Origin of the sequence: Paraburkholderia sp. (assembly GCF_049581445.1) — a bacterium.
In the GTDB taxonomy this organism is placed as follows: domain Bacteria; phylum Pseudomonadota; class Gammaproteobacteria; order Burkholderiales; family Burkholderiaceae; genus Paraburkholderia.
On sequence record NZ_JBAURZ010000343.1, the window covers coordinates 44479 to 64054 of the forward strand.

At 59.8% G+C, this 19576-nt stretch carries 19 protein-coding genes and 1 pseudogene; 13 read left to right on the forward strand and 7 right to left on the reverse strand.

The features are described from left to right. Positions 1–448: 448 nt before the first annotated feature. Positions 449–1387, reverse strand: a complete 939-nt coding sequence (locus WCA85_RS28935; RefSeq protein WP_424068294.1) for a LysR family transcriptional regulator — start codon at positions 1385–1387, stop codon at positions 449–451. A 138-nt stretch (positions 1388–1525) separates the two neighbouring features. Between WCA85_RS28935 and WCA85_RS28940 the strand changes: the two genes are divergently transcribed. Beyond that, on the forward strand, positions 1526–2290 hold the full coding sequence (locus WCA85_RS28940; protein ID WP_424068295.1) for an SDR family oxidoreductase: 765 nt from the start codon (positions 1526–1528) through the stop codon (positions 2288–2290). Positions 2291–2407: 117 nt separating this feature from the next. Here the strand turns inward: WCA85_RS28940 and WCA85_RS28945 are convergent, their stop codons facing one another. Then, a complete protein-coding gene (locus WCA85_RS28945) occupies positions 2408–3196 on the reverse strand; it encodes an alpha/beta fold hydrolase (RefSeq protein WP_424068296.1) in 789 nt (262 codons plus the stop codon). 164 nt (positions 3197–3360) lie between these two features. Between WCA85_RS28945 and WCA85_RS28950 the strand changes: the two genes are divergently transcribed. Next, positions 3361–4836, forward strand: coding sequence for an HD domain-containing phosphohydrolase (locus tag WCA85_RS28950; RefSeq protein WP_424068297.1), 1476 nt, complete (start codon positions 3361–3363; stop codon positions 4834–4836). A gap of 703 nt (positions 4837–5539) precedes the next feature. Here the strand turns inward: WCA85_RS28950 and WCA85_RS28955 are convergent. From WCA85_RS28955 to WCA85_RS28965, 3 genes are all read right to left on the reverse strand, one after another. After that, positions 5540–6799: an acyl-CoA dehydrogenase family protein gene (locus WCA85_RS28955; RefSeq protein ID WP_424068298.1), complete on the reverse strand. Its 1260-nt coding sequence runs from the start codon at positions 6797–6799 to the stop codon at positions 5540–5542. Beyond that, positions 6796–7047 (reverse strand): acyl carrier protein, encoded by a 252-nt coding sequence (locus WCA85_RS28960; RefSeq protein WP_424068299.1) that lies wholly within the window; start codon positions 7045–7047, stop codon positions 6796–6798. Before WCA85_RS28960 ends, WCA85_RS28955 begins: the two co-directional genes overlap by 4 nt. Positions 7048–7630: 583 nt before the next feature. Further along, positions 7631–8893 carry an MFS transporter gene (locus WCA85_RS28965; RefSeq protein ID WP_424068300.1) on the reverse strand — a complete coding sequence of 421 codons (1263 nt, stop codon included), beginning with the start codon at positions 8891–8893 and terminating at the stop codon, positions 7631–7633. Between the two features lie 509 nt (positions 8894–9402). Here WCA85_RS28965 and WCA85_RS28970 point away from each other — a divergent pair. Then, positions 9403–9864: a lipocalin-like domain-containing protein gene (locus WCA85_RS28970; RefSeq protein WP_424068301.1), complete on the forward strand. Its 462-nt coding sequence runs from the start codon at positions 9403–9405 to the stop codon at positions 9862–9864. 93 nt (positions 9865–9957) lie between these two features. Beyond that, on the forward strand, positions 9958–10572 hold the full coding sequence (locus WCA85_RS28975; RefSeq protein ID WP_424068302.1) for a thioredoxin fold domain-containing protein: 615 nt from the start codon (positions 9958–9960) through the stop codon (positions 10570–10572). A 159-nt stretch (positions 10573–10731) separates the two neighbouring features. Here the strand turns inward: WCA85_RS28975 and WCA85_RS28980 are convergent, their stop codons facing one another. Beyond that, a complete protein-coding gene (locus tag WCA85_RS28980; RefSeq protein ID WP_424068303.1) occupies positions 10732–11127 on the reverse strand; it encodes a VOC family protein in 396 nt (131 codons plus the stop codon). Between the two features lie 410 nt (positions 11128–11537). Between WCA85_RS28980 and WCA85_RS28985 the strand changes: the two genes are divergently transcribed. From WCA85_RS28985 to WCA85_RS29025, 9 genes are all read left to right on the forward strand, one after another. Beyond that, entirely contained in the window at positions 11538–11984 is a 447-nt protein-coding gene (locus tag WCA85_RS28985) for an Ohr family peroxiredoxin (RefSeq protein ID WP_424068304.1), read from the forward strand. Between the two features lie 146 nt (positions 11985–12130). Beyond that, the gene (locus WCA85_RS28990) at positions 12131–12367 is read left to right on the forward strand and encodes a VOC family protein (RefSeq protein WP_424068314.1); all 237 of its coding nucleotides are present in this window, start codon (positions 12131–12133) and stop codon (positions 12365–12367) included. 183 nt (positions 12368–12550) lie between these two features. Continuing rightward, positions 12551–13072 (forward strand): peptide-methionine (S)-S-oxide reductase MsrA, encoded by a 522-nt coding sequence (gene msrA / locus WCA85_RS28995; protein WP_424068305.1) that lies wholly within the window; start codon positions 12551–12553, stop codon positions 13070–13072. 231 nt (positions 13073–13303) lie between these two features. Further along, positions 13304–13765: a MarR family winged helix-turn-helix transcriptional regulator gene (locus tag WCA85_RS29000; protein WP_424068306.1), complete on the forward strand. Its 462-nt coding sequence runs from the start codon at positions 13304–13306 to the stop codon at positions 13763–13765. A 117-nt stretch (positions 13766–13882) separates the two neighbouring features. Beyond that, the gene (locus WCA85_RS29005; protein WP_424068307.1) at positions 13883–14416 is read left to right on the forward strand and encodes a GNAT family N-acetyltransferase; all 534 of its coding nucleotides are present in this window, start codon (positions 13883–13885) and stop codon (positions 14414–14416) included. Positions 14417–14584: 168 nt separating this feature from the next. After that, positions 14585–14971: a RidA family protein gene (locus WCA85_RS29010; protein ID WP_424068308.1), complete on the forward strand. Its 387-nt coding sequence runs from the start codon at positions 14585–14587 to the stop codon at positions 14969–14971. Positions 14972–15132: 161 nt separating this feature from the next. Beyond that, positions 15133–17349 (forward strand): SulP family inorganic anion transporter, encoded by a 2217-nt coding sequence (locus WCA85_RS29015; protein ID WP_424068309.1) that lies wholly within the window; start codon positions 15133–15135, stop codon positions 17347–17349. Between the two features lie 259 nt (positions 17350–17608). After that, positions 17609–18745: a patatin-like phospholipase family protein gene (locus tag WCA85_RS29020; RefSeq protein ID WP_424068310.1), complete on the forward strand. Its 1137-nt coding sequence runs from the start codon at positions 17609–17611 to the stop codon at positions 18743–18745. Positions 18746–18945: 200 nt separating this feature from the next. Further along, positions 18946–19197 (forward strand): hypothetical protein, encoded by a 252-nt coding sequence (locus WCA85_RS29025; protein WP_424068311.1) that lies wholly within the window; start codon positions 18946–18948, stop codon positions 19195–19197. A gap of 82 nt (positions 19198–19279) precedes the next feature. On the opposite strand, the pseudogene WCA85_RS29030 reads toward WCA85_RS29025, so the two are convergent. Then, positions 19280–19576: pseudogene (locus tag WCA85_RS29030) on the reverse strand (glycine zipper family protein); the annotation flags it as partial.

The following is a 19576-nucleotide window of genomic DNA, read 5'->3' on the forward strand; positions in this document are numbered from 1 at the left end:
TGTTCAGCCATTGGGTCGCGACGTTCCGCGCGCTCGTGCTCTTGCTGCGGCGCGTACGGTGAACGACTGGTCGGACCGACGCCTTGCCGGATGCCACTGCCGTCGGTCAAATGGGGTTCATCGAGCATATCCCGGAGTGTGCAGACAATTGGATGGGATTGGGGTCGGGTTCGACATGCTTGGTTGCGGTGAACGACTAGCAACCATTGATGCATGACGACGTTCAGTGTGCTGAGGCGAAACTGAAAAATAGAGTACCACAGACACACGTTAGAACGTTCGCGTAAAAAATCATGGCGTGACCGCGCGTTGCAACCGCATACGGAAGACGCAATCCGTGTGCCTGCTCTCACGGTTTATCAGAACATTGAGGTCTCATCGCATTCGAAAACAGACGTGCAGAACGGAAAGAGGCCAGCCGGGTGCTCCATTGCCTGATCTCCGTATGTCAAACGTGAGGACTCCCATGGAGTTTTTCGCCATCGCGATCCCAAGGCGGCACCCCACCCATTGCATCGACGAGGAAATCCACCATCACTCGCACCTTTGCACTGAGGTGACGGCGACTGGGGTAAATCGCCAGAACCTCGATGTCGGGTAAGCGATAACCGGGTAGTAATGGCACGAGATTGCCGGCACGCAGATCGTCGCCAATCAGAAAGGTGGGCTGCCAGATCACGCCTTGGCCAGCGAGCGCGGCGGCCCGCGCCGTGTCGCCGTTGTTGGTGTGCATCTGACACTGGACCTTTACCGGGTGAACCTTGCCGTCCTGGTCGATGAACTGCCATTCATCACCCGTGGCCGCATAGGTGTAGCCAACGCAGAGATGGTCGGCGAGTTCCGCTGGCGTTCGCGGCTGCCCACGGCGCGCCACGTAGTCGGGCGACGCACACAGGATGTTGCGCGACTTCGCCAGTTTGCGGGCCGCGTGGCTGGTCGAACCGGCGCGCGAGATCCGGATCGCGAGATCGAAGCCTTCATCGACGATATCGACGACCCGATCGATCAGTGCGACTTCAAGTTCTACCCGTGGAAATTTGCGCATGAACTCGGGCCATAGCGGCGCAAGATGTCGAATCCCGAAGCTCACCGGCGCGTTGATGCGCAACCGTCCGCGTGGCTCGACCGACGTGGACGACACGAGCCCTTCAGTTTCCGCGATGTCGTCGAGGATGGATTTGCTCCGCTCGAATAGGGTTTCGCCGCTGGCGGTAAGCGACAGCTTGCGGGAAGTGCGATTGAGCAGGCGCGTCCCGAGATGCGCTTCGAGTTCATTGACGTAACGCGTCACGTTGGCGGGCGAGGTATCCAGTGCATCCGCTGCACGCGTAAAGCTGCCGCGGCTCACCACAGTCACAAAGACTTCAAACGCTCGCAGCCTGTCCATGCGCGTCCCCAACGTTCATAAAAGCTGAATGATAGGTCAATCCTTTTGATGTTTCATTAACTGAAGGTGATGGCTATATTGCTCCTCAAGGACCCGGGCATCGTGCACCGGTCCACCACTGTAGTCAGGAGATTGACCATGCAGCGCTTAACAGGAAAAGTCGCGATCGTAACCGGCGCCAGTGCGGGAATTGGCCGCGCCACCGCCAAACTGTTCGCCAAGGAAGGAGCAAAAGTAGTGGTCGCGGCACGCCGCGAAGCCGAACTTCAGACCCTTGTCTCCGAGATCACGCGCGACGGCGGGGAAGTTGTGTCGCTGGCGGGTGACGTGCAATCAGAGGACTTCGCGAAAGCGCTGGTGGCACTCGCCGTCAGCCGCTTTGGCTGCCTCGACATTGCCTATAACAATGCCGGTACGTTGGGCGAAATGGGGCCGACAACGGGCGTATCCGAACAAGGTTGGTCGTCGACCCTGGCGACCAATCTGACCAGCGCCTTCCTCGGGGCGAAGCATCAGATTCCCGAGATGGTGAAGCACGGCGCAGGATCGATCATTTTTACATCGACCTTCGTTGGTTACTCGTTTGCCTTCCCCGGCACCGCAGCGTATGCAGCGAGCAAAGCGGGGCTGATTGGGCTGACTCAGGCGCTCGCGGCCGAGTACGGAGCGCAAGGTGTGCGTGTCAATGCGATCTTGCCGGGTGCCGTGGACACGGAGATGTATCGCGGCATGAATGACACGGCCGAATCGCAAGCGTTCGTCACCAATCTGCATGCGCTCAAGCGCGTTGCACAACCGGAAGAACTCGCGCGCTCGGTCCTGTATCTTGCATCCGATGATTCCTCGTTCGTGACCGGCACCGCATCGCTGGTTGACGGTGGCGCGTCGATTACGCGTACCTGACAGGAGCCGTGTAGCGTGCGATAAGGCGCGACGTAAAAGAAGACGACCTGGCCAGGTCAGGTCGCCAAACCCGAGGGGTCGGCGTGCCGTGATTACGGACGACGACCCTCAATGCGCTTACTTAGCCGCGCGCGCTGCTTCCTCGATCGCCGCTGCAACTTCCGTCGGCTTCGACAACATGGCCACATGGCTCGCGTCAACCTTGATTTCCGTCGCGCCAATCTGATGCGCCATCGCGTCCTGCAACGCTGGCGGAATCATGCGATCCTTCTCGGTCACGACGAACCATGACGGCTTGCTTTGCCATGCGGGCTGCGTCACCTTGTCGTCGGTACAACCGGCAAACCACGGGCCTTGGGTCGCAGCGACGAGGCGCGCCTGGGCGACCGGCAGATCCTGCGCAAAGTCGTTGATAATTGCGTCGGTGGACAGCGTCAGATAGCCCGCCGAGTCCTTCTGCAAGGCGGACGCCCACGACGGCGCCGGCTTGCCCTTCAGGATATCGTTGATCGACTGGTCTTTCTGCGGCGCGAATGCGGCCACGTAGACGAGCGCCTTGACCTTGTCGTCGTTGCCGGCCTGGGTGATCACGGCGCCTGCCCACGAATGGCCAACCAGGATGACAGGGCCGTTCTGCTGCTCGATTACGCGGTGCGTGGCGGCCACGTCGCCATCAAGAGAGCTGAGCGGATTCTGTACCGCAACGACGTGCAGCCCTTTTGCCTCCAGGAGCGGGATAACCTTGTCCCAGCTCGATCCATCGGCGAACGCGCCGTGCACGAGCACAACGTTCTTGCCTTTCAGGTCGTCGTTGGCGGCGGCGCTTGCCGGCGTCATCGCGCTGATTGACAGGAGGCTGCCGAACATGACGGTAGCGGCCAGGCACTTTTTGAGCAGGGTGTTCATACTATGGGTCCTCGTGGATAAGTGGGTCAGATTGCGGATTGAAGGATGCCTTGATGCGGCGGCTTGCTGTATCGGTCAAATGACCGAGGCGCCGGCAACGCTTTTGGGATGCCCATCCGATTCCCGAGGAATGGCGGACAGGACTAAAACAGGTCGACACCTACATGGCAGATGTTTCAACAATCCGGGCGCTCAACGCCGTGAAGGCGCTGGCGTTCATCGGCGACCTCAGCATGGGGCAGCCGACGGATCATTCGCTGCGCACCAGCTGGCTTGCCGGGCGGCTTGCGGCCGAAGCGGGCCACGACGATGCGCAATGCGGCGTCGTCAAAGAAGTCTCACTGCTGCGCTGGTCAGGCTGCACGGCGAACGCGGCCGGCTTTTCGGAAATGCTGGGCGACGATATCGGCGGACGCGAAGCGATGCTTGCCATGCGGCCGGGCTGGGGCGGCGCGGCGGAAGCGCAGGGACGTCTTGACGCTACGATTACGCTGCTGGCGGAGATCCACTGCGAAGTGTCGGGGGAGATTGCGCGCATGCTTGGTCTCGAGGGTGCTACCCAAAGCGCCTTGCGGAACATCTTCGAGAAGTGGGATGGCGGTGGGCAGCCGCTGCGGGTTGAAGGCGCACGAGTGCCTGAGGCGGTTTTTATGGTTGCGCTTGCAGGCGACCTGGAAATCTTGAGTCGTGTGTATGGGCTGGAATCGGCGCAAAAACTGATCGCGCAGAAAGCGGGCCGCTACTATCCCGACTTGCTTGCGCGTATCGCCTGCGCGCAAGCGGGAGAATGGCTCACCGAACTCGATCAGCAAAGCGCGGCAGGGCGGGACGAACCGCTGGACGCGCTACCCATGCAACAGGTCACCGCGCCCGAAATCATCGCCGACGTCATCGACCTGAAACTGCCGTGGATGGCCGGTTACTCGCGGCGCGTGGCCGAGGCGGCGGCGCGATGTTGCGCGCGCCTAGGATTCGACGACGAGGTTCGTCGCACCACGTATCTTGCCGGCTTGATTCACGGCATGGGGCGCATGGCGGTGTCGAATGCGATCTGGAATACGCCGGGGCGGCTGTCTCCCGCGGCATGGGAAAAGGTGCGCCTCGTGCCTTACTGGACCGCACGCGCTGGCAAGCAGATTGGCGCGCTCGCTCGCGAATCCGAAATTGCGTCGCAGGCGTATGAGCGGCTTGACGGAGCGGGCTATTTTCGCGGCGCCACGGGCAACATGCTCGGCCGCGAGGCTCGCGTGCTGGCTGCGGCTGCTAGCTGGGTGGCGTTGCTGTCACCGCGTCCGTGGCGCGCGGCTTTCCCCCCGGACGAGGCTGCGGCCTTGCTGAATGAACAGGCGGCGGCGGGCTTATTCGACGCCGACTCGGTCCATGCCCTGTTGTCCTGCGAGAAGGACGGTTATGAAGTGGGCGCTGAGCGCATCAAGCCGGGGCGAGGTGCGCTCCTGTCGCCGCGTGAGGCCGAGGTCTTGTGGCACATCAGCCAGGGCGCCAGTAACAAGGAAGTCGCCAAAACGCTCAGTATGAGTCCGAGCACGGTTCGCACGCATGTGGAAAGCGTGTTCCGCAAACTCGAATGTTCGACGCGGGCGGCCGCTACGTTGAAAGCGTCAACGCTGGGTCTGATTTAAGTCGCATGACGGCGCGGCGCTAGATGCAACAGCACTCTCTGCGCATAAAAAAACGATTTTCACCCGGATGCACGCGAAACCTTCCAGGCGTTCAGAACGCCCGGGCTAGGTGAAGAGATGATTCTGCAGGGCAATGCATTCGTTGAGCAGGTTCTACCCGGCGCAACGATACGAAAGCTCTCAGATGAGGAAATGTCGGTTTATCGAGCGCCGCTTCCTACTCCCGAGTCGCGGCGACCCACCTGGCGTTTCCCGAACGAACTACCGATCGCGGGAGAACCCGCTGATGTGTATTCCCTGCTTGGAGCAGGCACATATTGCGCTAGCGCAGTCCTCTTACCCGAAGCTGCTTTTCACAGCGAATCCAGGCGCCTTGGCATCACCCGCTGTCGCCAGACGCGTTGTGAAAAATATTCAGGAATGCAAAGTGGTGGAGCTTGGCCACGGCATTCACTACTTGCAGGGAGATCATCCAGATGTCATTGGTTCCACTGTGCGTGAGTGGCTGCTCGTTCATACACTCGAGGCCCGATAGCCTTCATTGAGCATCCAGTGACTGAACTGCGCATACTCACGTGCATATTCGCGGGCGTCGCGCGCCAGTTCAACGGTATGAGCCAATTGTCCACCGCGGCAGTGAGGGCACGAACATAACCTGGTTGTGCAAGATCTGCCGCCGCCGGCGCACCCGAGTTCAGCATACTCAGTTGTCCCCCGATACAACCGAACGCTGTACAGCCAGCAGATTCGCGGTGTTCTGTGCGATCCGGTCGTTGCTGATCATTAGCGGTGCGGAATACAGATCACGAAGATGGCGCCCGACACTGTATTCGGTGCCGTTCTTGTAGCCCGCCATGCCGCAGATCATCAGCACTTCCTGCACCACTTGCAGCGCGGTGTTGGAGAGGCTGGTTTTCAATGTATTCATGTCGGTGGCGAAGCCCAAGATGGCAGAGAGCGGCGTGTCGGCCCGGCATGCGTCGTCTACAGTCTCATGTACGCGCTGCGCTGCCTCTAGACCGGCGGCAAGGCGTGCCTGCATCATACGCAGCAGCCCCACTGCCTCTGCGAGCCGTGGCCCGGCCGGTGGGGCGGAGCCGGGCTTCGAGCGCGCCTGGGCGCGAAAGAATGCACTCGCCCGATTCACCGCGTCGCTGGCGACACCGGTCCACACGGATGCCCACAGCGTGTGCGAGAGAGGCAGCATGGTCTGGTCGGCGATCTCGGCAAAGGGTGTGGGTAGTATCTGTTGCTCCACGCCCGTGGCGACGAGGCGAAATCCTTCGCTGCAGGTGCCGCGCATTCCCATCGAATCCCATTCGCCGCGCTTTTCGAGTTGCGTTTCCGCCTTGAGCACGACAATCAGCACCTGGTCGCCGGCAGGGGACTCCGGCGTGCGCCGGGCGGTGACCAGAATACCGTCGGCGTTTGCGCCGTAGGAGATCGTCGGCGCCAGCTTTTCGATTCGAAAACGCGCGCCGTCGATCTGGATCGCGCAGGAACTGGTGCGTAAATTGCCGCCAATGTTTTCTTCGGAAGTCGCTGACGCCAGCAGCAACTGATGCTCGACAACCTTAGCGAGCAACGCCCGTTGCCAAGGCAAACTGCTGCCGTATTTGTCGATGCATGCAATCTCGATCTGGTGCATCGCATAGATCATGGCGGTCGATGCACAAGCTTGCGCCAGCGTTTCGCAGATCGCCCCGATTTCCACGACGCCTAGTCCGGGACCGCCAAACGCCTTGGGCACCATCGCCGAGAGCAACCGTTCGCGGCGCAGTGCATCGACTGCTTCAGCAGGGAAGCGCGCGTCCCTGTCGACATCATTCGCGAATTGCGCGGCGACGGCTGCGGCGCGTTGAGCGGCTGCACGCCAGCCGGGCTGGGATCTGGACGCGGTGGGAGCGGTCGACGCGGGTGTGCCGCTGCGGGCGATGGCGTCATGCTCGAGTGGGTTGTTCATGCTGACGCCTTTACCGGTAGCAGTTCGTTGACTGCTGCGGCGATCGAATCGACACTCGAAAAGAGGCGGCGAGTGAGCATGCGGTCGGGGATCTCAAAGCCAAATTCGCCTTCGATCGCCAGTATCACCTGCACGGTTGCAAGCGATGTCAGGCCGGCTGCATAGAGATCTGCGTCGTCTGCGACGGTGTCCATCGGCACGTCGAGACAAGCCGATTCGGAAAGGATGCGCCTCAGTACTGTTTTCATGGAGAAGTGTCCCTCAGGTTTTTCTCGTTAGCCCGCTGTTGCATCACTCTCATTGCGAACGCGCAGGCGGGGCGGCCGGTCCGCTCGCATGCGCTGACACATCCGGAGCGTCCCCCCCTTTTGACCCGGTAGCGGACGGCCCCACTCCAGGATTGTTTGTATTGAACGGATCGCTAAGTACTACCGTCGGTGCGATGTCGCACGGAAGAGCGTCCGGTCTTAAGGGTCGACCGCGCGCAAAAAGAAGCCGGCGAAAGCAGGCTGAAAGGTTCTAGCTATTTCCGAGGGCGTGCTAGAACCTGAGAGAGGGAGCAGCATGCGGGCGTCAGAGCCGCGCAGTCTCTCAGGTACCCGCCGAAATCGTCGGGAAAATCGCGCTCTGCGATTACTTTCGGGGGTGTTACACGCTGAGCGCTTTCGCGCTTTCCTCGTTTACGTCCTTTCGTTTATTACGGATGCAGAAGACGCGAAAAAAATCGTTAGGCCCGTTAATCAATGTACCCAAGGTGGGCCAGGCGAGATCATCGACGGCATGATTGGGATCGTGGATAACCCTAGGGCTGATGCGGCGGCGCGGGTCGCCTTATGTGGGCTGCGGCGGCGTTTGCGGCTGATGTCCCGGTAGTGGCGGAAAGGCGAATGCGATTGCCATGGCGCCAAGCCCTACGACCGATGAACTGAGATACAGCCACGTGTACTGGCCCGACATGTCGTAGATCCAGCCACCGGTCACCGGTCCCAGCGCCATGCCGAGGCTCGACAGCATGGTCGCCGCGCCGAGCACCGCGCCGAGGATGCGCGTGCCGAAGTACTCGCGTGCGAGTACCGCATAGAGCGGCATCACGCCGCCGTAGGCCGCTCCAAACACGAGCGCGAGCATGTAGAAAGTCTCCAGACGGCGGGCAAACAGATAGAGGCTGATCACGAGCGCCTGCACCATGAGTCCTGTGACGAGAACAGGCTTGACGCCGACTCGGTCTGCGAGCACGCCGAGCAACACCCGACCGCCGAGACCGGACAGCCCTTCGACGCTATAGATGCTGACCGCCGCCATTGGCGGAACGCCACACAGGATTGCGTAGCTCACCATATGAAAGATCGGCCCCGAGTGGGCGGCGCAGCATGCGAAGAAGGTCAGACCAAGCACGAGAAACTGGCGCGTTCGCAGTGCTTGCGCGACGCGCATGGGGGGCGCTGCCGCACTGTCGGCTGCATTGCCGTTAGCGGTCGCCGTCTGCACGGGAGGCCGACGCACGAGCAGCGACGTCGGCAGCAGCACGAGCCAGACCATGACACCGATGACCAGCATTGCGGTGCGCCAGTCGTACGCTGAGATCAGCCAGCGGGCGAACGGCGAGATGGTCATCGGCGCGACGCCCATACCTGCTGAAACGAGCGACACGGCAAGGCTGCGCTGCCGCTCGAACCACACGGTGGTCGCTGCGATCATCGGCGCGAAGAACGCGCTGGCGGCGAGTCCCACGAGGATGCCGTAAGTCAGTTGAAACTGAAGCAGCGAGGTGGCGCGACTCGCGAGTACCAACGCGAGCCCAAGCAACACTGCACCAACTGTTACGACGGGCCGTGCACCAATCCGGTCGCTCAACGCCCCCCACCCGAAGCCGCTCACGCCCATCACAAGGAAATTGAGCGTCATGCCGCTGGAGATGCCCGCGCGAGACCAGTCCGTCGCACTGGAGATCGGCTGCAGAAAGATTGCTAGCGAGAACATCGCGCCGATTGCGACGCAGGTCATGATGGCACCCGCAATCACGATCACCCACCGATAGTTGCCGGTCGTTTCGTCTGCGTTTCGAGAGGTCGTTTCGCTCTGACTGCGCTGCATGGTGCCTCCACGCGTTCGGTAGATATCATCACGACGAACGGGCATGTTCAAAATCGACAGTGTGAACAAAAAGCAGCCAACAGGGGCCAGGTGACGGAAGAGTTTCGCAAGGTATTCGGAGGATATCCGTTCCAGGCTCGTGTTAGATTTTCAATCATCTGATGCTAACTCTGTTACCTATGGAATATCCCTGCGGGCTGCGTGACACGACAGGCACCCGCGAGACCACACAGCTATGCCACGGATCGTTTATGTGTCGTCGTGTCAGGCACCTGGTGGATCAACAGCGGTGCGGACTTCGATCCCGCACACACGGTCCCGGTACGGGCCGGCACCTTCGTGCGGCGCATTGCACGAACCTGGCATTACGACGGCGTCCCGCGTGGTGAAGCGGAGCCAGTAGTGATCGCCATTTGTGGAATCGGTCCGGTGGATATCCGGCTAGCGGAGCCTGATAAATCCCTGGTTCGGGCCGTATAGACCGGCGATTTAATCGGAGGGCAAACTCGATGAATCTCCCTACTGTCGCGCAACATCAGCCGAACTGCACCGGCCCGCAACTCGGCACCTGGAAGCTACAGTCCTTCACGGACGAAGACCTGGCGACCGGCGAGAAGACCGATTTGTTCGGCGCGCACCCCAGCGGCTATCTCTCCTATGGGCCTGACTGCCGGATGTCCGCCATCTTGCTCAAGGAGGGGCGAAGGACGCCCGAGACGCTCGTTCCAACCGATGCGGAACGCGTCGATCTCTACAACGGGCTGATCGCATACGCAGGGACCTACAGTATTGAGGGCGACAAAGTAAGCCACCATATTGAGGCCTCGTGGAACCAGTCGTGGACAGGGACGACTCAAGTGCGTCAGTTCAGAATCGACGGCAACTGCTTGTACATAAGAACGCTGCCCGCGAAGAACCCAATGACCGGCAAGCAAAGCTCGGCCGTATTGGTTTGGGTCAAGGTCGAGTAGGCGAATATCCTCGGGTGTGGGGATCTGCCGTCCTCGACAGCCCGCAATCTGCGCAACTGATACAGTTCTTCCTGTTTCGAATGGGAGGGCCTGATGTTCAAATCTGTAAGACTTGTGGTTGCCGCGGTGGCAGTTGTGTCGTCTGGTTTTGCACTGGCGGCGAAGCAGCCGGCGCCCAATTACCTGCCCGCGTCAGATGCCGCGACGTTTGAGAACGCGCCGGCGATCGTCGAGGGAGCGTCGGGCAAGAACGTCAAATCGACGATCTACGTCTTTATGGACCCGAACTGCATCTTCTGTCACTACGCGTGGAAAGCGCTCCAACCCTACGAGGCTGCCGGGTTGCAGGTGCATTGGATTCCGATGGGCTTCCTGAAACCGGATTCCCCGGGAAAGGCCGCCGCATTGCTACAGGCGCAGAACGGGCCGGCATTGATGCACGAACTCGAGACGAAATTCTCTGAGAAAGACGAGTCTGGCGGGATCAAGCCGCTGGCAAATGTACCGTCCGCGACGCAAACCAAGCTGGATGGCAATGCCAGGATGTTTAAGGACTTCGGCTTCGATGGCACGCCGACGATCATCTACCAGGCAAGTGGCGGCCGGTGGGCAGATGTCAGTGGCTTGCCGCCTTTGAGCTCATTGCCGGGCATGTTGAATCTGCCGGAACAACCGATTACCGATCCGTCTTTGCAGCGGTTCCGCTAAAGACACCGCAGCGGCGGATTCACTGGCGCGTTGGTTGACGTTAACGCTTACGGCAGTTTTACAAGAACTGCGTTTGGGGTTTGGCACCCTGAAGACGCGTGGCCGCTATCCCCATCGTCCCCGCGTGACTGAGGCGTTGGATGGAAATTGCACCGCTTGTTAGAACAATTTCCGCCACTGCTCCTGCATGTCCGCGCGTGTGTTGACCTCGATCAGCACGCCGCCCGGCGCACGGCAAAAGAACCGCGATCCACGTGTGTTGTTGAAGACCTCCGACTCCATCCGAACGCCGCCCTCCAGGAATTCCCGATAGAGAGTGTGGACGTCATCGAGACTGTCGACTTCAAGGCCGAAATGGAAGTTTTTCGGCCAGACCGGCACTTCTTCCGTAACGTGCTCCAGAACAATGTCGAAGCCGTTGCGCTTAAGCAGGCGATGCTCGCCGGCGGCGACGATTTCGCAGCCGAGGTATTTCTCAAAGAATGCAGCCGTCTCGGCTACGTTGGTGGTGGGGAAGCTCAAGTGGTTCAGCTTCGCTTCTTTGTGAAGATTCATCATCGATCTCGCAGAAAGGTTGAACGGTGGCGTGGAGAGCGTGGCGTCCGACCGGCCCCTATGCACTGATGCCGGTCGGATGGCTTTCCACAGGGCTAATTTTGCGAGTAATTGCTCGATTGGAAAACTCGCGTCGAGGCGGTGTCTCGTGTTAGCGCGCGGCTCAGCATTGGCGGGGGTTTGACGCTTCTGGCGCGGCGATGAGAAGAAACATTGCTCGCGTTTTCGGAGCCGCCTGTCCGCCCGCGCATGATCTTTTGGGCTGCCGCCGATCTGCGATCCTTAGATGCCAAAAAAATCGGTACGGATCAGGCCGCTTTTCGATTGTCGGCTTCCATAGAAAATCGCATGCGATTCAAACGCATGAGAGTAAAGAAGATTAACACCTCATATCCATCAAGGAATTCATCATGACCAAGATCGACAAAGTTCTCTTCTCCGGCACGACCCACACCACCATCAACCGCGACCCCCGCCTGCAGCGCGGCGACCACGGCGTCCTCGACATCAAGCTGTCAGCGCCCGGCGGTGACGACCTTGAGTTGATCGCGGCTCTGCCACACCCGACCGCCGAGCAGTTGTTCGCGGGCGCCTGGTCGGCCTGTTACATCACTGCCTTCGGAATTGCCGCATCGCTGAAGAAGGTCACGCTGCCGGCCGACTATTCCGTGGATATCCAGGTCGACGTGGGCCAAACCGGCGCCGCCTGGTTCCTCGGCGCCCAGTTCACCATCCGCGTGCCGGGCGTTGAAAAGGCCGTCGTCGAGGCAATCGCACACGCGGCCCATCAAATCTGCCCGTACTCGAAGGCTGTACACGGCAACATCGAGGTTGCGCTGAACGTCGTCACGGCGTAATCCCGCACGGCAAGCATCGCTCACCGCGTCGCAAGGCTGACGCGCGTCATCGCTCACGATGCGCGATCGGTCACGGGGAAGGTGTTAACGGCGATTACGGTCCGTGCCGGCGGTATCTCTATCACGGCGATCATGGTCTTTTCATCATTACCCAACCGCTCGACCAGCAGCCGGCTACCCACGCCAATGGTGGCACAATCGGTTTTGTCTGCCAGTCTGCTGACCAGGTCGATCTCTGGCATGCTGCCGGGGTCGCCCAGGGTGGCGCATCGGTCGAAGACCCACCCGGCGTGCGCGGCGCGCAGGCGGGCGGCCTGTATCTCGCCTATCTGCGCGACCCGGACGGCAACAAGCTCTGCGCTTTGTATCGCATGCCGGACTGAGGCAAAGACAGCGCTGGACCGCTCTCGGCCTGCCATGCATATTGTGGTAAACAGCGCTGCCCCCATATGCAACCAAGGTGGGCGAAGCCATTCCGGCCGGCGCATCAGCTGAGAGCCGGCGAGCTAACGCATTGAAGATTGATGTACTTGGTGGCATATCGCCACTCACGGAGAGAAACGAATATGACGACGCAAACTGAAACCGCCGTTCTGGCTGGCGGGTGTTTCTGGGGCATGCAGGACCTGCTGCGGCGCTACCCCGGCGTGCTGTCGACGCGAGTCGGCTACACCGGTGGTGACGTGCCCAATGCCACTTATCGTAATCATGGCACGCACGCCGAGGGCATCGAGATCGTGTTCGACCCGAGCCAGATCAGCTATCGCCAGATTCTCGAATTTTTCTTCCAGATCCACGATCCGACAACCGTCAACCGCCAGGGCAACGACATCGGGACGAGCTATCGCTCGGCGATCTTCTATCTCAACGACGAGCAGAAGCAGGTGGCCGTGAACACCGTGGCGGACGCCGACGCATCCGGCCTTTGGCCCGGCAAGGTCGTCACTGAAATCGTTGCCGCGGGCCCCTTCTGGGAAGCTGAGCCGGAACATCAGGACTATCTGGAGCGGCTTCCCAACGGATACACCTGTCACTTCATCCGGCCAGGCTGGAAATTGCCGGTACGTGAAGCCAAGGCAGCGGGTTGAGTCGCAGATCCGGTAAGGCGAACTCATGATCGCGAGCGGCCTTGAACCATGTTCCACGGTTCAAGGCCGCCAGGTTTGCGGCGGCATCCTTGGAAAGCGCCGAATCTCCATGAGGCATCATGGGTTACGTTGACGCGGCGGCAGGCTCATGTTTAATCTATTGCGATCCAATCGCATGCGATATAGAATGCTGTCATCTCAGACATCAGCCTTTAGCCAACGAGGATGCCAATGAAATCCACGGACCAATCGTCCACCGCGACGCCGCCGCTTTCCGACTTCCTGTGCTTCGCGGTTTACTCTGCGAATCTTGCGTTCGGCAAGGCGTACAAATCTATCCTCGATCAGCTTGGGCTGACCTATCCGCAATACATTACGATCATTGCGCTATGGGAGGAAGAAGACCAGACAGTCAGCGGTCTGGGTGAGAAGCTGTTTCTGGCATCCAACACGCTCACGCCGATTTTGAAGAAGCTCGAAGCGATGGGTTATGTGGACCGGCAGCGGGATGCCGAAGACGAACGCCAGGTGCGGGTCAGCCTCACGAAAAGCGGCCGGCGGCTGCGCGAAAAAGGCATGACTATGAACCTCGTCGAAGCGACGGGTCTGTCGCCGGACGAGTTCGCGAAGGTGCAGAGGGCGATCGTGATGCTGCGTAACAATCTCATCGAGTCAGTTCAATCCGAGGAGTGAGCGGTGATTGGCTGGATTATTCGTTACGCGGTTTTCGGCCCCGCATAGCCATTCGACACAGGTTCCCGGTTCGCCGACAATCGACGCATCCAGAATAACCTCGACGGAAGACGCGCGATGTCGCCACTGCCGACAGAAATTCAGATTGAATCGTCCAGACTCTCGATCAAACCGTTTACGCCTAACGATGCGCATGAGGCGTTCTCCTGCATTACGCCTTCACTGACACGTTATATGGCGTGGGAGCCGCCGGCGTCGCGGGACAAATTCGATGTTGTTTGGCAGTCCTGGCTACCGTCCATAGACGATGGATCGGACTATGTGTTCGTGATACGTCGACGCGTTGACCGAAGCTTCCTTGGCTTGACCGGCCTTCACCGCGCAACGACCGAGACTCCGGAACTCGGTATCTGGATTCGCGAGGATCATCATCGGCACGGTTTTGGCCGGGAAGCCGTGATGCTGGTTGCGGATTGGGCAACGCGAACCATTGGTTTTGAAAGCTTTGTTTATCCGGTTGCGGAAGAAAACCATCCCAGCCGACGCATCGCCGAATCGTTAGGCGGTGTCATCATAGGAAGCCGCGTGACGCCGAAGTACAGGTCTGTCATCTACCGGATTCCCGCCCAGCGATCGACCGGGGATGCATGAATGAGCGGGCGCAGAGTCGCCGCCCGCAACCGATGAGCGACGCACCTTGTTCCACGACAACGCTGAGAGTGAGTACCGGCTCTGAGATCACGCGCACGTGAACGAATCAATGTTGCCGCGCGACGAGCTTATGTGTAGTGTTATTAAGCTCGGACCCGGAGTTTCAAAATGGCACATATCATCCACGATGTTGGTGTCGCCAGTCAGATTGGCGCATATAGCGATTCGATCGAAACACGTCCAGGTCAGAGGTGGTTATTCACATCCGGCAATCCTGGACTTTCACCCTCCGGCGAGCTTCCAACGGGCATCAACGCTCAGAGCGAACTCGCCTGGGAGAATTGTCTGCGCGAACTGGAGGCGGCGGGTATGACCGTGACCGACATCGTGAAGGTCACGCAGTACCTCACGCGCGCGGACGACATTCCCAGCTACGCACAGGTGCGAAACCGCTTCCTGAACGGGGCTCGGCCCGCTTCGATGCTCTTGATCATTCCACAGCTCGTCTGGCCTGAGATGCTGGTCGAAGTCGAAATCATCGCGGCAAAAGAATAGTCGCTCAGTACTTCACGCGCGATCTCGCCGACCCGGATTTTCGGCGCGTTACCATCGAGGTAATCGAGGCCCGGGCAGTTCACCGGCGTGCCAGCGCGAGCGGAGCAGCGGTCCGATGAGGCGGAAACAATGGGCTGTGTTTGCGAGGAGGGTCGGCGAACATGAAATCAGCTCGGCTCCGAGCGGTCGCCCAGGACGCCGCAGGCGGTCTCGCGGGTGCTTTGACCGTCGTCCCTATCATCCTCAGTTGTGGCGCCGTGCTGTACGAAAGCATGGGTTCAGCGTGGGTGACGGCCGGTATATCGGCGGCCTTTGTCGCGGCGGTGGTGGCGGCGATTGTGTCGGCGCTGTCAGGCGGAACGCCATTGCACATGAATTCGCCGAAAACAACGCATGCGGCTATTTTGTCCGGATTGATCGCGAGCGTAGCCACGGATCCCTTGTTTGCAGCAGGAAGTGGTGGTGGCGCTGCGCTCGTAATTGTCGCGTGCGCCGCCTTACTCGTGTCTGGCATCGTGCAGTCAATTCTGGGTGTGTCGCGCCTGGGTATGCTTGTGAAGTTTGTTCCGTATCCCGTCCTCGCGGGCTTCATTAACGGATTTGCGATCCAGATTATCCTCAATCAGCTTCCCCGCGCTCTCGCGATCGAGGGGCCGGAGGAACTGCTGAGGGCGATGAGCGGTACTGTGCCGGTCAACTGGTGGGCATTGGGATTCGCCATCGTATCCGGCGCATTCGTCATACTTGCGAAGAAAAGAAGTGGGCCAATTCCAGCAGCATTGATTGGTCTGTTTGGCGGTACGGCACTTCATATGCTGTGCTTGCGGTTTATTCCCCACGAGGACCTGGGTGCGGTTATCGGAGCGCTCCCGCCTGGCATACCGCTGATCCTGCGTACCACTGACATCCTGAACTTCGTCACCTCCGCGGGTTTTCACAATCACGCCGCTGTGATACTGGCGACCGGCATCACGCTTGCGCTCGTATCGTCAATACAGTCCTTGCTGAGCATTTCGAGCACTGAGCAGCTCTTCGGGGCGCGCCACAGCAGTAATCGTGAACTGATCGTGCAAGGCGCCTCCAACATCGTCTCTGCACTGTTTGGCGGCGGCCCCAGCGGAGGATCGCCAAACATTACCCGAATCGTCCACGCAAGCGGCGGACGTACACAGTTCGCGAACCTTGCGTACGCATGCGTGCTTCTGGCGCTGTCCTATGGATTGAACCGGATTGTCGGCCTGATCCCACTGTCGGTCATGGCCGGTGTGGTGATCGTGACCAGCGCGGAGGCGATGGACAAGTGGACGCATCAACTGCTGCTCGGAGTGGGTTATGGCGGCCATTCTTCGACCCGATGGGAGATTTTGCTCAACCTGGCGCTGGTGTTTGTCGTGACCGCGCTGGTCGTCTTCACCAACGTACTGGTTGCGCTGGGTGCGGGTTTCGCCGCTGCGTTGATCGCATTCATCTATCGCTCGAATGCCCAGATGATCCGCCGCGTACAACACGCAACGCAGCTTCGCTCCAGAACGGGAAGATCGCGTGCATCGCTTGAAGCACTTGGCCAGCACGGTCACCGGATCGCTATCGTCGAACTTGATGGCCCGCTCTTCTTCGGCTCGGCGGAGCGGGTGGAGCGAGTCGTGGGAGACGAATTATCCGGCAGCGACTGGGTGTTGCTCGACCTGAAACGCATCAGCCATTTCGACAGCAGCGGCGTATTGATGTTAAAGCGCCTCGATGAATTGCTGGTTAGGTCCGGCAGGCGTCTGTTTCTTGCGCCGCTTTTTGCCGAGGGACGTCGCCGGAAGTTTCTGGTGGAGTGGGGACTGACGAAACCGGAGGCTGAGGGGCGCGTATTTGAAAGCACGGACGCCGCGCTATCCCGGGCGGAAGACGAACTGCTCGACAAGCTGGTCACGCCGGATATCGATGAGGAAATCGGGCTGGCCGCGTTTCCGTTGACTCAGAACATGGACGATGACGAGCGCGCGGTGGTTGCGCGGTTGGCGATGCGCAAATCCTTTGCCGCCGGTGATGTCGTGACCCAAGGCGATGGTGCGGGTGATGGCTTGATCCTGGTGGCGCGAGGGCGGCTCAGTGTCCTGTGGGAGAAGGACGGCAAGACGGTGCGCGCGGCCAGTTATCAGGCCGGCACGGCGCTCGGCGAAATACCGTTGATGCTGGAGCGACGACGCGTGGTAAAGCTCATGGCCGATACGCCCACGGTTTTGCTGGAGATATCGCCGGATGCGCTCGATCATCTGCGCACGACGATGCCAACCCTCGACGCGAAACTGATGCGGAATCTGAATGCTGAGATGGGCCGCCGCCTCTGTGATCTGCTTGAAACTCTACGAGACGTCGATGCTGATTGAGCGGCGAGCGTCACTATGATGCGAATCGCCAGCGAGTGTCTCCGGCCGACCGGGAATGTCTCATGATTTGAGCGATGCGGTCCGATCATTTCAGTTCTTCACTGGGTCGTACTTGACCTCGGCAGGTCAGCTGGCGACTTCAGACCGAAGCTGCGCTTGCTGTGATCGGAGGCTGCGAAAAATGCGGGGATCCAGCATGCAGAATATAAAAAGTCAGACTACGCTTTAACCACATCAACCCCGCTACCCGAGGTCCGCCATGTCCACAGGTACTGTGTCAACGTCCGGCGCGGCGAAACCGGCAATAGCGCTTGCCTTGCAAGGCGGCGGCGGCCTGGGCGCTTATCACATTGGCGCCTATGAAGCGCTTGCGGAAGAGGGTTGGCTACCTGACTGGGTGTGCGGTACTTCGATCGGTGCCTTCAATGCAGCGGTAATCGCTGGCAATGCGCCGGAGCACCGTGTCGCCAAGCTGGAGGGACTTTGGAACGACATTTCATGGCCGGACGTTTGTCTACCCGCCCATGCTCTTCAATTGCGCTTTTTGCATAATGCGGCGAGTTATGCAAATGCCCTTTTGTTCGGGCAACCTAACTTCTTCATGCCCCGTAACCCTGTTTCTACACTCGCTCCTGACATGCCACCGCAAGAGGTGAGCTTTTACGACACGACGCCGTTAATGTCCACGCTGCGGCGTTTCGCGGAGTTCCCCATAGACCGAAAAACGGCTGTGCGACTGAGTCTCGGTGCGACCGAAATCGAAACGGGCAACATTCATTATTTCGACAGCACGCATGACGTTATCGGACCCGCGCACGTGTTGGCCAGTGGGTCCCTGCCGCCCGGTTTCCCCGCGACACTTGTGGATGGCAAGTTGTATTGGGACGGCGCTTGCGTATCGAATACGCCCTTGGACGAAATCATCAAGGAGTCCAATCATGCTCACCTCGTCGTGTTCATGATCGATCTATGGAACGCCGCCGGCAAGGCACCCAGAAACATGAACGCGGTCTTTTGGCGGATGAAGCAAATCGAGTATGCCAGCCGAGCCGATTACCACCTCAAGTCCGTTGCGAACAAGGTCAGATTAGATCAGGCGGCGCAACTGCTGAATGCGCGCAATGCTGCGGAATCCGTCGCCGTGCCGGATGATCCGATACTGCGCACCCAGCGACTAGACATCGTGCATGTCATCTATCATCCAGGTCCCGATCAAATCCCCGAGAGCGACGCAGAATTCTCACGCGAATCAATCGCTGAGCGCCGACACGCAGGCTACGCCGATCTAAAGGGGGCGATTGCAAAGGCGCCTTGGTTGACCGAGGCGTTGCCTGCTCATCTCGGCGTGCTCGTCCATCACGTCGAAAATGGCCAGGTGACGACAGAGCCTGTGTGAGACCGGCTTGGAATCCGCAAATCAAAACCGCCAGATAGGATCCTCGTTTCAATCTCGCTGTTCTGCTTCACCGCACGTCCCTAAAGCTTTCCAGTTGCGCGGTCGATAACAGCTTCATGGGCAAAGCCAAGCTCGCTCCAGCCTCGAATCGGCTTGCGACGCTGCTTTATCGAATTGTTAAGTTGATCGAAAGCGATAGCATGAAATACTTTTTCGACAAAGCGCTCGCCGAGCGATATGGATACGGCCTGGCCGTGTTCATCGCTGCCGAGACTTCCGACCTTCAACGTGCGATCGATCGCACGAACGCTCGACGCGAGCGCGACGGCCGCAGTCTGCTCGCAGCCGTGCTGGTGGAGGACGTTATCTCCGTCATGCGAAAAAGGGGCATGCTCCCGGTGCAACCGAGTGAAGACGACTCCAACGTGACAGACGCAGGCGCGGCGGGTTGATTACGATGCGATCCGCCCGGCCGGAGTGATCCGAAAGGGAGTGTGTGGCGCGTCAGAATCAGACCGGAGCGATCCAGGACAATCAGTAAGACCAGTAGCCGAAGCGTTGCGGGTAGCCATAAACCACGGGGGCCGGTGCGTACGCAACAGGGGGCGGAGCGTAAGCCGGGACCGTGCTATAGACGGCCGGCTGGGAAATGGTGTTGCCCTTCGAGGCCATACATTGCGAGTAGGCGGCGTCGTAGCGTGCCTGCAGACTGCCCGATGTAGCTTGCGCATTGTTCGCGCCAACCGCACTACCAAACAACAGGCCCGCGCCCGCGCCGATTGCTGCGCCGACGCCAGCATTGCCTGCCGCTGCGCCGAGCAGCGCGCCGGC